General features: G+C 64.6%; 15 protein-coding genes. 4 read left to right on the top strand and 11 right to left on the bottom strand.

Annotated features, from left to right (window positions below):
• Window positions 1-456: 456 nt before the first annotated feature.
• Window positions 457-657 carry a hypothetical protein gene (locus CWO91_RS44305; RefSeq protein ID WP_245471270.1) on the top strand — a complete coding sequence of 67 codons (201 nt, stop codon included), beginning with the start codon at window positions 457-459 and terminating at the stop codon, window positions 655-657.
• A gap of 8 nt (window positions 658-665) precedes the next feature.
• Here the strand turns inward: CWO91_RS44305 and CWO91_RS15690 are convergent, their stop codons facing one another.
• The gene (locus CWO91_RS15690) at window positions 666-1,166 is read right to left on the bottom strand and encodes a GlcG/HbpS family heme-binding protein (RefSeq protein WP_130214254.1); all 501 of its coding nucleotides are present in this window, start codon (window positions 1,164-1,166) and stop codon (window positions 666-668) included.
• 29 nt (window positions 1,167-1,195) lie between these two features.
• Window positions 1,196-1,327 (bottom strand): hypothetical protein, encoded by a 132-nt coding sequence (locus tag CWO91_RS45005; RefSeq protein WP_283810961.1) that lies wholly within the window; start codon window positions 1,325-1,327, stop codon window positions 1,196-1,198.
• 417 nt (window positions 1,328-1,744) lie between these two features.
• Here CWO91_RS45005 and CWO91_RS15700 point away from each other — a divergent pair, with 417 nt between their 5' ends.
• The gene (locus CWO91_RS15700) at window positions 1,745-2,149 is read left to right on the top strand and encodes a GFA family protein (protein WP_130214242.1); all 405 of its coding nucleotides are present in this window, start codon (window positions 1,745-1,747) and stop codon (window positions 2,147-2,149) included.
• Between the two features lie 36 nt (window positions 2,150-2,185).
• On the opposite strand, the gene CWO91_RS15705 is transcribed toward CWO91_RS15700, so the two are convergent.
• The 5 genes from CWO91_RS15705 to CWO91_RS15725 form a co-directional block, all read right to left on the bottom strand.
• Entirely contained in the window at window positions 2,186-4,078 is a 1,893-nt protein-coding gene (locus CWO91_RS15705) for a TRAP transporter large permease (protein ID WP_130214243.1), read from the bottom strand.
• On the bottom strand, window positions 4,075-5,100 hold the full coding sequence (locus CWO91_RS15710; protein ID WP_130214244.1) for a TRAP transporter substrate-binding protein: 1,026 nt from the start codon (window positions 5,098-5,100) through the stop codon (window positions 4,075-4,077). Before CWO91_RS15710 ends, CWO91_RS15705 begins: the two co-directional genes overlap by 4 nt.
• Window positions 5,101-5,265: 165 nt before the next feature.
• Complete coding sequence (locus CWO91_RS15715; RefSeq protein ID WP_208753028.1) at window positions 5,266-6,276, bottom strand: transketolase family protein; 1,011 nt, start codon at window positions 6,274-6,276, stop codon at window positions 5,266-5,268.
• The gene (locus CWO91_RS15720) at window positions 6,273-7,118 is read right to left on the bottom strand and encodes a transketolase (protein ID WP_130214246.1); all 846 of its coding nucleotides are present in this window, start codon (window positions 7,116-7,118) and stop codon (window positions 6,273-6,275) included. Before CWO91_RS15720 ends, CWO91_RS15715 begins: the two co-directional genes overlap by 4 nt.
• Before the next feature lie 19 nt (window positions 7,119-7,137).
• Entirely contained in the window at window positions 7,138-7,899 is a 762-nt protein-coding gene (locus CWO91_RS15725; RefSeq protein ID WP_130214247.1) for an SDR family NAD(P)-dependent oxidoreductase, read from the bottom strand.
• A 136-nt stretch (window positions 7,900-8,035) separates the two neighbouring features.
• Here CWO91_RS15725 and CWO91_RS15730 point away from each other — a divergent pair, with 136 nt between their 5' ends.
• Complete coding sequence (locus CWO91_RS15730; protein ID WP_130214255.1) at window positions 8,036-8,923, top strand: LysR substrate-binding domain-containing protein; 888 nt, start codon at window positions 8,036-8,038, stop codon at window positions 8,921-8,923.
• A gap of 67 nt (window positions 8,924-8,990) precedes the next feature.
• Here CWO91_RS15730 and CWO91_RS15735 read toward each other — a convergent pair whose 3' ends face one another.
• The 4 genes from CWO91_RS15735 to CWO91_RS15750 all read right to left on the bottom strand — a co-directional run bounded on the left by CWO91_RS15735 (window position 8,991) and on the right by CWO91_RS15750 (window position 11,559).
• Window positions 8,991-9,875 (bottom strand): DUF1259 domain-containing protein, encoded by an 885-nt coding sequence (locus CWO91_RS15735; RefSeq protein WP_165405490.1) that lies wholly within the window; start codon window positions 9,873-9,875, stop codon window positions 8,991-8,993.
• 46 nt (window positions 9,876-9,921) lie between these two features.
• Window positions 9,922-10,155 carry a hypothetical protein gene (locus tag CWO91_RS15740; RefSeq protein WP_130214249.1) on the bottom strand — a complete coding sequence of 78 codons (234 nt, stop codon included), beginning with the start codon at window positions 10,153-10,155 and terminating at the stop codon, window positions 9,922-9,924.
• Between the two features lie 438 nt (window positions 10,156-10,593).
• Window positions 10,594-11,355, bottom strand: coding sequence for a hypothetical protein (locus CWO91_RS15745; RefSeq protein ID WP_130214250.1), 762 nt, complete (start codon window positions 11,353-11,355; stop codon window positions 10,594-10,596).
• A gap of 15 nt (window positions 11,356-11,370) precedes the next feature.
• Window positions 11,371-11,559, bottom strand: a complete 189-nt coding sequence (locus tag CWO91_RS15750; protein WP_130214251.1) for a hypothetical protein — start codon at window positions 11,557-11,559, stop codon at window positions 11,371-11,373.
• 251 nt (window positions 11,560-11,810) lie between these two features.
• Between CWO91_RS15750 and CWO91_RS15755 the strand changes: the two genes are divergently transcribed.
• Window positions 11,811-12,708 (top strand): DUF2336 domain-containing protein (locus CWO91_RS15755; protein ID WP_130214252.1); only part of this gene is annotated, 898 nt, incomplete at its 3' end.

A 12,708-nucleotide genomic window follows, 5' to 3' on the forward strand; every position in this document is an offset into this window, starting at 1 on the left:
GAGCGTTAGGGAAGCACGCCTGTCAGGCTCCATCCGCCTGTGCGCGAATCGTACGCCCCTCCTCCGTCATTAACATTGCAATATCAGGCGAGGCTCTCCGGTTTCCCGGCATGTAGGCCGCAATGACGGCTTGTGGGTCACTCGCGGATATTGCCGTGCTCGATGGCCGTTTCGGCAAGTGACTTCGAGTCGAAGCCCGACCCTGGCTCTTCGGTGGCCCGATGACCGGCATTGACCGAAACGCAGCCGTGCGACACAGCGCGTCGAGGATCATTCAAGCTCGGGCGCGCGGAACTGCGGCACGCCCCCTGCACATTTCCCGCGGCAGTCAGCGTGAGCCCCATGGCAGGAGCTGTCACGCGACAGTAGGACGCAATCGCAAATCGATTATGTCGTTGAACCCGCACATCTCGAAAGCTACCGATCGGAGAAATCAATCCTCGATCGGAGGAACGCATGAGCACCATCACCGGCGGTTGTCACTGCGGCGCAATCCGTCATGAAGTCGAGGGCGACGCGATCGTGCACGCGCTGTGCCACTGCCGCGATTGCCGGCTTCAAGCCGGTGCTTGTTCGACCGCTTTCCTCCGCAGCCGTAGCGACAGCCCCGGTCCGGCTTCGCGCCAACGTTTGAGGGCGTTCCAGCCGCGAGCTTGATCCGCGCCTCAAAACTCCAGCTTGTCACGTATGGCCTCGATCCCGGCTTTCGCGCAAGCTTCGTCCGCGTCACCGCCCGGAGCACCGGATACGCCGACCGCTCCGACCAGAGAGCCGCCTGCCTCGACGATCAGCCCTCCTCCGATGATGACCGTTCCGGGAAGATGACGAATGCCCGCCTGCATCATGCCCGGCTGGCTCATCGCATTCAGCTCAGTCGTGCTGGTTTTGAATGACGCAGCCGTCCACGCTTTGCCGGATGCGGTCAATGGCGTGTGGGGGCCTGCAAAGGGATCTCGCAGCATCACTTGCGTGACGCCGAAGCGATCGACGACAGCGACGGCGACCTGATATCCCCGGGTGCGGCAGCTGTCCAACGCAGCGCGCGCAAGATCGAGCGCCAGCTCCGGACTAAGCGATCTGTAGGCAACGAGGGCTTCTTCCGCCCGGATTGGACTGATGGACGCGATCAGCAGGGCCGTCGCGACCGGCAGACATCGAACATTCATGACGATCTCCGGCAAGGGTGGACAAAGATCTATTTGATCTCACCATATGACAGATCATCGAACAGGGTCACGCTATCCGCCTTGGTCCACAGGCCAATCATGCCGGCGTCTGTAATCGTGGCGTCGTCCACTTCGAATAAGGGTTTTCCGTCATAGGTCACCTTGAACCGACTTCCGGCGAAGTCGCAACGCAACGCGTGCCACCGTCCAGGCGGCACCGGCGTACTGACGCCGTAGCCGCCCTTGCGACCGACAATCTCCAGCGAACTTCGTATGCCGTTGATTGTCTTGTAAGCACGACATTGTCCTCCAGCGCGTTGGCTCGCACGACGTAGTAATTGTCGGCGTCCTTGGCGCGCCAGATGACTCCGGCGCGAGGGCTAGGGCGGCATGAGCAACGGTGCGATTGGCGCGCCGCGGAATTCTGGCGGTGAACTGGTACCGACGCATTCGGCAGCGCCGAACGATGGCGGGAGCTGTCAGGCGACAGTAGGACGCAATCGTAAATCGATTGCGTTGTTGAAGCAGCAAGCCTTGAGAGCTACCGATCTGCGAAGCCTTCAAAACGGGAGGAACGCATGAGCACCATCACCGGCGGCTGTCACTGCGGCGCAATCCGTTATGAGGTCGAGGGCGAAACGATCGTGCACGCGCTGTGCCACTGCCGCGATTGCAGGCTTCACGCCGGCGCCCCGGTGGTCGGCTGGACGATGTACGCGGAGGATGCCGTCAAGGTGACCAAGGGTGAACCCAAGGTGTACCGGTCTTCGGAACATGTGCGGCGGCACTTCTGCGCTAACTGCGGAACCGGCCTGTTCTATTTCAACGCCAGCATGCCTGGGATCATCGACGTCCAGAGCGCAACCTATGACGATCCCAATGCCATACCGCCGACGATGCACATCCAGGTCGCCGAGCGCCTGCGCTGGATGGAGCATGCGCACGAACTGCCGACGTTCGACCGGTTTCCCCCACAGCCGTAGCGCGAGCAGTGACACGCGCCGACAATATCTCCCGCATCACAGGAACCCGGTCGAAATCCACGGGATCGCGGCGACCACCAGCGTGCCGGCCAGCAAGGCCACGATATAGCCGACGATCGGCTTGATGCCTTCGTCGGGGCTGATGCGGCTGATCGCGCATGCCGCATAATAGCCGACCCCGAATGGCGGGGCGAACAGCCCGATGCCCATCGCGAGAACGACGACCATCGCGTAATGCACCTCGTGCACACCGACCTGGCGGGCGATCGGAAACAGTAGCGGCCCGAACAGCACGATCGCCGGAATGCCTTCGAGCACGCTGCCGAGAATGACGAACGCGAGAATCGTCACGCCCAGGAAGACCGGCGTTCCGCCCGGCAGCGCGGTCATGAACTTCGCGAGCGATGCGGAGAAACCCGATTGCGTCAGGGCCCACGCCATGCCGGTCGCGGCGCCGATGATCAGCAGGATCGCGCCGGACAGCGATGCGGTCTCCACCAGCATCGGATAAAGCCGGCGCCAGGAGAACTGGCGGTAGATCAGGAGCCCGGTGAGAACCGAATAGACGATGCCGATCGTCGACACTTCGGTCGCGGTCGCGACGCCCTCGACCACCGCGGCGCGGATGACAAAGGGCAGCGCCATGGCCGGAATTGCGATGACGAAGGCGCGGCCGATCTCCCTCCCCGTCGCGCGCTTCACATGCGAAAGGTCTTCGCCGCGGTATCGCCACCAGACGACGGAGCAGAGACCGATCGCCAGCACGATGCCAGGCAGCAGACCGCCGGTGAACAGCGCCGCGATCGACACGCCGGTGACCGAGCCGATCGTGATCAGCACCAGCGACGGCGGAATGGTCTCGGTCTGCGCTCCGGTTGCCGCAAGAAGCGCGACGAGATCGCCAGGCTTGGCGCCGCGCTTGGTCATCTCGGGAAACAAGACCGGCGCCACTGCCGCCATGTCGGCCGCCTTCGACCCCGAGATGCCCGACACCAGGTACATCGCCCCGACCAGGACATAATGCAGGCCGCCGCGCACGTGGCCGAGCAAGCTGGCGAGAAAGCCGACCATGGCCCGCGCCATGCCGGTCATTTCGATCAGCAGGCCGAGGAACACGAACAGAGGCACCGCCAGCAGGATCAGATGGCTCATACCTTCGTCCATCCGTCCGATGATGACCACATCCGGCGTGCTCGTCGTCAAAGTCAGATAGCCGACTGTGGCAAGGCCAAAGGCGAACGCGATCGGCACCGCCGCCAGCACCATGGCGCCGACGATGACCACGAAGAAGATCAGCAGGTTCAGATTGCCGAGCGGCTTCAGCACCGGCGCTGCTAGCACGAGCACGGCGATGATGCCGGAGACGAGTGCGACGGCCGCCAGCAGGCTGCGCAGGCCGGCGATGCGAACGAGCCGCAGAACCGCCGCGACCAGCATCAATCCGATGCCGACGGGCAATGCCGTGGCCCGCCAGCTGTTGACGATCTCGAGCGCCGGCGTCGTGACGAACACCTCATCGGCCGCAAATTCGTAGGCGGGATGGATCACCAGCAGCAGGAATGCCAGTGACGCTGCGGCGGCAACGACGTCCAGGAAGGCGCGCGCATCGGCGCGGAGCATGCCGATGATGGCCGTCATCCGCATGTGCTCGCCGCGCTGGAAGGCGATCACGGATCCCAGCATGGCGAGCCACAGGAACAGGATGCCGGCAAGCTCGTCAGCCCAGATGATCGGGGCATGAAACACGTATCGGCCTACAATGCCGGCCGACAATACGACGATCTCGGCCAGCACCAGGAGGGCGGCCGGGATCGCAACCACATGACCGAGCACCTTGTTGACCTTGACGGCCCACAGGCGCACACCAGCTTGAGGCGCCGCCACGGCGACACCTTCGTCGATGTTGGGCGTATGGTTGATGGCCGTCATGACAGCTTGCCCGCCGCCTTCTCGAGCTGCGCCCAGGCCTCTTCGCCGAACTTGCCCTTCCAGTCGGCGTAGAAGCTCGTCTTGGCGAGCGCCTGCCGGAACGCACCGCGGTCGACCTCGATGAACTGCATGCCCTTGGCGGTCAGATCCGCGCGCAGCGAGTCGCTCAGCTTCGCGATATCGGCGCGCTCGTCCTTGGCCGAACGATCGAACTCGCGCGTCACGATAGCCTGTACGTCTTTCGGCAATTTCGCGAAGGCGCGCTTGTTGCCGAGGATCCAGTAATTGTCCCAGACATGCCCGGTCAGGGAGCAGGTCTTCTGCACCTCGTAGAGACGGGCGGTCGCGATGATCGGCAGCGGGTTCTCCTGCCCGTCGACCACCTTGGTCTGGAGCGCGGAGTACACTTCATTGAAATTGAACGGCGCAGGTCCCGCACCGAGGGCCTGGAACAGAGAGGTCAGATTGGGAGCCGCCGGCACGCGCAGCTTGAAATTCTTCAGGTCCTCCGGCGTCCTGATCTCGCGGCCGGACGAGGTGACGTGGCGGAAGCCGTTGTCCCAGGGGCTCGACACCGCCATGATCGGCGTCCTGGCGATCTGCGTGCGGATATAGGCGCCAAGCTCGCCATCCATAGCTTTCCAGACGGCGTCATAGCTCGTGAAGAGGAACCCGAGGTTCACGATGCCCGCAGCCGGCACCAGCGTTGCGAGAATCAGCGACGACAGGTTGAAGAACTCGACACCGCCGTTGCGCACCTGCGTCAGGAGATCGGTGTCTGAACCGAGCTGGTTGGCCGGAAACAGGTTGATCTCGAGCCGGCCGCTCGTCGCCTCGCGAATGCGGTCGATCGCCTCCTTGGCGCGGGTGTTGACCGGATGCGTCGGGTCCTGCCCCGTCGCGAGCTTGTAAGTGAACTCCGCCGCCGACGCCGGGCGTGTGAGAATACCGCAGAGTGGCACGGCGGCGCCCGCCATCAGCAATCTGCGACGGCTGAGGGTGGTCGGCTTGCGCAAGGTCATCGTTTCCTCCTGTTGAGCATGGATTGATCTGCAGCGACGGCTTTCGCCACCAGCTGTTGCTGCTGGCCGGCTCTCGATGCGCCGGCATTGGACAGCAGCTCTCGTTCTCCACAGCGTTGCCGCGAAGCATGTCGATCTGGTCAGTTACGAAAGGTGGCCGCGGCGTTAGCGCAGCCACTCCTTGATCTGCCGCGTCACTTCCGCGGTCGAGATGCCGTAGCGGTCGTGCAGGGTCGGAAGCGCGCCGGCGGCGAGAAATTCATCGGGGAGCCCAATCTGCCGGAACGCCGGATGAACGCCCGCGCGCATCAGCAGCGCCGCGACCGCTTCGCCGAGGCCGCCGATCACGGTGTGGTTCTCGGCGACCACGACCAGACGGCCCGGCTTGCCCGCTTCGCGCAGGATCGTCTCGGTGTCGAGCGGCTTGATCGTGGGCACGTGCAGGACAGCCGCATTGACGCGATCGTCCTGGAGGGACTGGGCCGCCTCCAGTGCGCGCATGGTCATGATGCCCGAGGAGATGATCAGGACGTCGGCGCCGTCGCGCAGCAGCGCGGCCTTGCCGAGCTCGAAACGGTAGTTGTACTCGTCGAGCACCAGCGGCACCTGGCCGCGCAACAGGCGCATGTAAACAGGCCCGTGATGCGCGGCGATGGCCGGCACGATCTGCTCGATCTCATGCGCATCGCAGGGATCGATCACCGTCATGTTGGGCATCGCGCGAAACAGCGCGAGGTCCTCGGCGGCCTGGTGGCTCGGTCCGTAGCCCGAGGTCAGGCCGGGCAGCGCGCAGGCGATCTTCACATTGCGGTCTTCTTCCGCGATGGTCTGATGGATGAAGTCGTAGGCGCGGCGCGAGGCGAACACCGCATAAGTCGTGGCGAACGGCATGAAGCCTTCGGCGGCGAGCCCCGAGGCGGCGCCGAACAGAAGCTGCTCGGCCATGCCCATCTGATAGTAGCGATCGGGAAAGGCCTGAGCGAAGATGTGCAGATCAGTGTATTTGCCGAGATCGGCTGTCATGCCCAAGACGTCTTCGCGGCTGCGGGCAAGCTCAACCAGCGCATGGCCGAATGGCGCGGGCTTGGTGCGTTGCCCTTCCGCCGCGATCGAGGCGATCATGGCCGAGGTGGTCAGCCGCGGCTTTCCGGACGGTGTCGATCCCACGGACTTCATGACTGCTCTCCCGCGTCCAGTGCCGATAGCGCGAGCTGCCATTCATGCGGCTCGACGCGAATGAAGTGATTCTTCTCGCGCTGCTCCAGGAAAGGAACGCCCTTGCCCATCAGCGTGTCCGCGACGATCATGCGGGGCTTTGCCTCGGGATGCGCCATCGCGGCATCGAAGGCACCCAACACCGCGTCGAGATCGTTGCCGTCGGCACGCTGCACGAACCAGCCGAACGCCTCGAGCTTGTCGACCAGAGGCTCGAAGCCCAGCATCTGCTTCGATGGACCATCGGCCTGCTGATTGTTGACGTCGACGATCGCGATCAGATTGTCGAGCTGGTGGTGAGCCGCCGACATGATGGCCTCCCATTTGGAGCCCTCGTCCAGCTCGCCGTCGGAGAACAGCGTGAAGATGCGCGACGCCGACCGCTTGCGCTTCAGCCCAAGTGCCATGCCGACGGCGATGCCAAGACCAAGGCCAAGCGAGCCGCCCGACATCTCCATGCCCGGCGTATAGGACGCCATGCCGGACATCGGCAGTCGGCTCGCGTCGAAGCCGTAGGTTTCGAGTTCCGCCTCGGGAATGATCCCGGCCTCGATCAAGGCTGCATAGAGCGCGATCGCATAGTGCCCGTTCGACAGCAGGAAACGGTCGCGGCCTTCCCAGGCGGGATCTTCGGCACGAAACTGCATGGCGTGAAAATAGGCCACCGCCAAGACGTCGGCGATGTCGAGCGCCTGCGCGATATAGCCCTGGCCCTGAACCTCGCCCATCAACAGGGCGTTGCGGCGGATGTTGCGGGCGCGCTGTGCGAGCGTCGGCGCGTTTGCGAGCGTTGGTGTTGCCATGATCGTCTCTCCCCTCCGCTCAGTGGATCAGCATGCCGCCGTTCACGTCGATGACGGCGCCGGTCACGTAGGCCGAGAGGTCGGATGCGAGGAAGGTGTAGATGCCGGCGACGTCGGTGGCATCGCCGAGCCGACCAAGCGGAATGCCCTCGAGGATCTTCGCCCGCATCTCGTCCGTGAGCTTGCCCGCGGTGATGTCGGTGCCGATCAGGCCCGGCGTCACGCAGTTGACACGGATGCCGTCGGGCCCGAACTCGCGCGCCATCGCCTTGGCGAGCCCGAGCACGCCGGCCTTTGCCGCCGAGTAGTGCGGTCCGCCGAAGATGCCGCCGCCGCGCTGAGCCGAAACCGACGACATGCACGCGATCGAACCGCTCCTGCGCTTCTGCATGTGCGGGATCACGGCCTGCGACAGGAACAGGATGCCCTTCAGGTTGACGTCCTGGATGCGGTCCCAATCTTCCGGCTTGATCTCGAGAAGCTTCACCGGCTGGGTCACGCCGGCATTGTTGATGAGGATGTCGATCCGGCCGAATTTCGCCATCACCGTTTCGACCGCCTTGATGCAGGCCTGCTTGTCGGCGACGTTGCAGGCAAGGCCGAGGTGCGGCTCGCCAGTGACCGGTTCGAGGCCGCGCGCTGCGTCTTCCGCGGCAGCGCCGTCGATGTCGAGAATGGCGACCCGGGCTCCCTCGGCCGCAAAGCGGCGCGCTGTTGCAAGGCCAATGCCTCGCGGAGAGGCCGCTCCGGTGATGATCGCTGTCTTGCCGCGTAGCAGCACTGTGGTCCTCCCTGAATGGCTGTTGCCGGGCACCCGACGGCGCCCCCGTTCTTGTCCCGTTTGATTATGCGGCAGCGCGCCTTCGGACAAACGCGCTGTTGTCTTGCATGGGTGAATTTGGTTCACTTGTCGGATGCTGCTGTCCAGTATCCCGATATCGTCCATCCGCGCCTTCGAGGCGGCCGCACGCACCGGTTCGTTCCGGGACGCGGCGAACGAGCTGCATCTCACCCCGAGCGCGGTCAGCCACGCCATTCGCAAGCTCGAAAGCGCGATGAGCACCGTCCTGTTCGAGCGCAGCTCCCGGGCGGTGCGGCTGACGCCGGCGGGCGAGAACCTGATGCGTCATGCCGGCGCCGCGTTCGACAATCTGCGCCGAGGCATCGAGGAGGTCGCAGGCCGCGGCCCGCAATTGTTGCGGGTGCATTGCGCACCGAGCTTCGCCGCCCAGTGGCTCGCCCCGCGGCTCGCCCGCTTCATGGCCGCCGAGCCCAAGCTCGAGGTTCGGCTCGCCGCCAACACGGAATATGCCCGGTTCAGCAACGACGATTTCGACATCGACATCGTCTACGGCCAGCCGAGGGCCGAAGGAGTCGAGATCATTCCGCTGGGCGAAGAGACCGTGACGCCGCTCTGCACGCCCGAGCTCGCGAAGAAAATCCGCAAACCGAAAGACCTGCTCGACCAGGTGTTGATCCGCTCGGACGTCAAGCAGGTGCAGTGGCATCAATGGTTCACGGCCAACGGCCTCGAAGCGCCGGCCATCCACGGCATGCGCTTCGATCGCAGCTTCCTGGCAATCGCGATGGCGTCGAGCGGACTTGGCGTGACGCTGGAATCAACGCGGCTCGCCGAGCGCGAGATTGCGACCAAGCTGTTGGTGGCGCCACTTGCCAGACGTTCCACCGACATTCGCTATGTCGGCCATCATCTGGTCTTTCCCCGCGCAGGCCAGCAGCGTCGGGCCATCCGCGCCTTTACCGAGTGGATCACGCGCGAGCTTGCGGCCGGCCGCTCGGCTTGAGCGCGTAGGCGCGGCCGCGATGGCGGCGTCATACGCGGCGAGCAATAATCACCAGCTCGGCTCCGCGTCAGCTTTTCGTGCTGGCGGTCTTGTCGAGCGCAGCACGCAAGCCCTCAGCAAGCTTGATCGCATCGTCGTTTGCCCAGAAATGCATGAAGAAGAGCCGCGGCTGCTCGTCCAGCATGTGGCTGTGCAGCGCCGTCACCTCGATGCCGTGCGTGCGCAGCGCGACGATGACCGGGTTCACCTCGTCGCTGGTGAGGACGAAGTCACCGGTGATGGCCGCCTTGCCGCCGCCGGTCGGCTGGAAGTTGATGGCTATCGCGACGCCCATCGGGCCGACGGGGGTCAGCAGCATGCCGTCTTCCGTGATGGGGTCGCGCCGCTTGACGTTGAACTGGTAGACGCCGCCATTGCCCTGCCCTTTGACGCCGATGATCTGGTCGAGCTTCGCCGTGTCGAGGTCGATGGCAGGCGGGTTCCCCGCCGCCGCGACCGTCAGGGGGGTTTTGCTTTCGGCGAGGGCATCGTGGATTGCCGAGGCCAGCTTGACGGGATCGCCATGTCCGGCGACGTGCATGTAGAAGGTCGCCGGGCTCGCGCGCAGGAGATGATTGTGCACGGCAGTGATCTCGATACCGCTCGCGATCATCTTCGCCATCACAGGATTGATCTCGGTCTCGAGGAGCACAAGGTCACCCATGACCATGGCGCCGCCATGCGCAGGCTTGAACGCAAGCCAGCCGCCAAGCGCGAGCGCCGGCTTGATCGTGACTCCGTCCAAAGTCACGGTGAGATCGGTACGAGGGAAGCCGTAGCGGTGGACATCGTCCGCAACACTGGGCTTGCGGCCCAGCGTCTCGTCGACCTTCTTCCAGTCGACATCCTGCGCATGAGCGCTCGCGATGAAGCAAGCACTGACGCCGATCAGCGCCGAGATCGTCTTTCGCATTGATCTACTCCTTGAGCTTGGATTGCAGGCTCTCGCCCCCAAGGGTTCACTTCTGCTCCTTGATCTGACCGCTACTGTCCATGACGAGCCGCACGTCCTTGCCGTTCTTCACGGCCTTTGCGGTCGTTCCCTCTGCGGTCGACTTGATGTCGCTGACCTGCGAATAGCCGGCGGCCTGCAGTTTGGCGACGAACTCCTCCTGTGTCAGAGCATGTGCGCTCGACAGCCCGCCTGCAGTCGCCAGAAGCAGGACTGCGTGAAAGATCGCTGGTGTACGCATGATCGTTCTCCCGGTGGTATTCCCCGCCCCAGGTGAAGCCCGCTTTGTGACGTCGCCTGCGGGCAAAGGCCCACGACGCGCGACAGGGTGCCAGCACCCGATGCCCTCGCCTATGGCGCGTCGGCGCGGTCGCGCGCCGATCAGTCGGGACAATTTGTGGGATGGCTTGGAGGGTCGAAAATGACATGCTGCGTCCCTGGTGAAGATCAGGACGCGATTCTTCGGCATGTCGCCTCGCGGGGGGATCGCACACCCCCGTCACCGCAAATAGAAACCGTGATGGCAGAGCTGTCAATCCGAGGTTTACCCTCAAATCGCCAGCGCGCGTCACGAAGAGTTCACCGTCGAACGGAACCGCCAACCCACCAGTTCGAAACGACCGGAGGATCTCATATACATTGCCCGCGTTGAGGCGTGTATTCGAGCGGGCTTGCGCGCTCAGCTTTTCGAGACGACCGCGCGGCCGTAAGGAGGCTGCGCTGCGACCGGCGGGTTGGCGGTCTGGGCGGCGAGCTCGCCGACCAGGCGGTCGGCATCGGCGGCCATGCCGTCGGGAGCCTGGATCACCAGGCGTTCCAGCGCCCAGCGATAGGACGAGACGCGCTGCTCCAGGCACTGCTGCACCCACTGCACGATCAGCGAGTTCTCCTGCATGCGCGCAACCGCGTCGTCCCTCTCTCTTGGCGAGAGCGCGGAGACGCGCGCCATGCTGGCATCGCGCTTCCTGTCGAGATCGATGACGCGGATCGCAGAGGCGAAGAACGGCTCGAACCGGGTGATGTCGTTGCGCACGTCCTCGATCAGCTGCGCATAGCGCGAGGAATGCGAGCGGTGCGGCTCGTCGATCAGCGTGCGTCCGTACATGGTGCGGTCGAACACGATCTTCTGCCGCCAAGGCGAGGGCAGCGGCTTGTAGTCACCAAACACGCTCTTCCAGGCCGGGCGCGACAACGGCGGCTCGATCATGGGATAGGCGAGATCGCGGAGCTGGCGTTCTTCGTCGGTGAGCTGGAATTGCGAGGGCTTCAGGCCGACGCTGGAGGTGACCTCCGCGCCGAGCCAGCGATGCATGTCGTCGCTGCGCATGTCGGCGCGGGTGCGACCGAAATCGCCGCCGCTACAGGCGCCGAGCGCAGCGCCAAGCAGCGCGAGCAGGACGGCCGATACGAAAGGCCGGATCTGGCGGATGGTGTCCGGCATTGCAAAAGCCTGAAGTCAGCGGCGGCGACGACGGCGCCCCGGCGCTGTGCCCTGCTCCGGCCCACGATCGCCGCTGGTTTCGTCCGCCTCGCGCTCGATACGGATCACCGGGAGGATCAGAACCGTTCCCGTTTCCGTGCGCGGTGTGGCATCCCCCGACGAGCCTGCCCGGCGACCGGCCGGAAATTCGATGATCGTCCCCATATCCAGCTCTCTATCAATTGCCGTGCGACCAAACGCGCTTCATGCAACATGCATTCATTAAGATCAGTTATGGTTAACGGGATGTAAACGCCCTTTCCGGACCGTAACCGCACGGGCCGTACCGCGCCGTCCCGTTGCGACAACGCCTTAAATTGCCGGGCCGGCTTCACGCCTCGTTTTCCTTAACGAGGCTTTAAAAGAACCTGCGATAGGCTCGCGACAAGGATCTCTCCCGAGTTGCGTACGCCTCCATGACCAAGTCGCTGTTTCCCGGATTCGACGGGCTGATGACCCTCTCCCGTCGCGAAGGCGTCGACATCCGTCCGACGCTGCTGCGCGTGCTGACCGATCTCTATGTCCAGACGCGCGTCCACAGCGATGACGAACAGCGGCAGTTCGTTGAACTCGCCACGCGATTGATCGACCAGGTCGATGACGCGACGCGCGCGGCCGTCAAGGCGCGGCTTGCGGTCTATCCGACGACGCCCGTCCCGATCCTCCAGAAGCTCGGACTGGTCGCCGCCCAGGAAGGCCGCAGGGTTCCGCTGGCGCGCGAGATTCCCACCTCGCCGCCGGCACCCGCCCCGGTCCGCACGCCCACCGAGGCCGAGCAGCGCATGGCCTCGAACATGGCGATGCAGCCGAAGGACGCCGCCGAGATCCACGACATGTTCTTCCGCGCCGGCGCCTCCGAGCGCGCGCTGATCCTGCACAATCTGGCGCAGACGCCGCTCAAGGCCGCGCCGCGGATTCCGACCCTGCGCGCCAAGCGCGCGATCCAGATCCTGGAGATGGCGGCGATCGCGGGCGACATCGAGAATTTCACCTTCGAGCTCGGCGACAGCCTGATCCTGCCCTCACGCGTCGCGACCCAGATCGTCGGCGATGCCGGCGGCGAGGCGCTCGCGGTCGCCGCGCGCGCGCTCGACATGCCGAGCCCGGTGTTTCAGCGCATCCTCCTGTTCTTCAAGCCGGAGATCGGGACTTCCGTGAACGACGTGTACCGGCTGTCGCGGCTCTATGACCGCCTCAGCGACCGCTCGGCGCTGGTGATGCTGGCGGCCTGGCGCGGCTCGACGCTCGCGGTCACCCGCGCAAAGTACCAATCCGCGCTACATGACGGCGAACGCCAGCGCGCCCGCGCGGGCG

The sequence above is a fragment of the Bradyrhizobium genosp. SA-3 genome (assembly GCF_004212635.1).
In the GTDB taxonomy this organism is placed as follows: Bacteria; Pseudomonadota; Alphaproteobacteria; order Rhizobiales; family Xanthobacteraceae; genus Bradyrhizobium.

Bases quoted from the DNA above. Each gene is read 5' to 3' on its own strand.
- CWO91_RS44305 (WP_245471270.1), top strand. From the start codon at position 457: ATGAGCACCATCACCGGCGGTTGTCACTGCGGCGCAATCCGTCATGAA.
- CWO91_RS15690 (WP_130214254.1), bottom strand. From the start codon at position 1,166: ATGAATGTTCGATGTCTGCCGGTCGCGACGGCCCTGCTGATCGCGTCC.
- CWO91_RS15700 (WP_130214242.1), top strand. From the start codon at position 1,745: ATGAGCACCATCACCGGCGGCTGTCACTGCGGCGCAATCCGTTATGAG.
- CWO91_RS15705 (WP_130214243.1), bottom strand. From the start codon at position 4,078: ATGACGGCCATCAACCATACGCCCAACATCGACGAAGGTGTCGCCGTG.
- CWO91_RS15710 (WP_130214244.1), bottom strand. From the start codon at position 5,100: ATGACCTTGCGCAAGCCGACCACCCTCAGCCGTCGCAGATTGCTGATG.
- CWO91_RS15715 (WP_208753028.1), bottom strand. From the start codon at position 6,276: ATGAAGTCCGTGGGATCGACACCGTCCGGAAAGCCGCGGCTGACCACC.
- CWO91_RS15720 (WP_130214246.1), bottom strand. From the start codon at position 7,118: ATGGCAACACCAACGCTCGCAAACGCGCCGACGCTCGCACAGCGCGCC.
- CWO91_RS15735 (WP_165405490.1), bottom strand. From the start codon at position 9,875: ATGCGAAAGACGATCTCGGCGCTGATCGGCGTCAGTGCTTGCTTCATC.
- CWO91_RS15740 (WP_130214249.1), bottom strand. From the start codon at position 10,155: ATGCGTACACCAGCGATCTTTCACGCAGTCCTGCTTCTGGCGACTGCA.
- CWO91_RS15745 (WP_130214250.1), bottom strand. From the start codon at position 11,355: ATGCCGGACACCATCCGCCAGATCCGGCCTTTCGTATCGGCCGTCCTG.
- CWO91_RS15750 (WP_130214251.1), bottom strand. From the start codon at position 11,559: ATGGGGACGATCATCGAATTTCCGGCCGGTCGCCGGGCAGGCTCGTCG.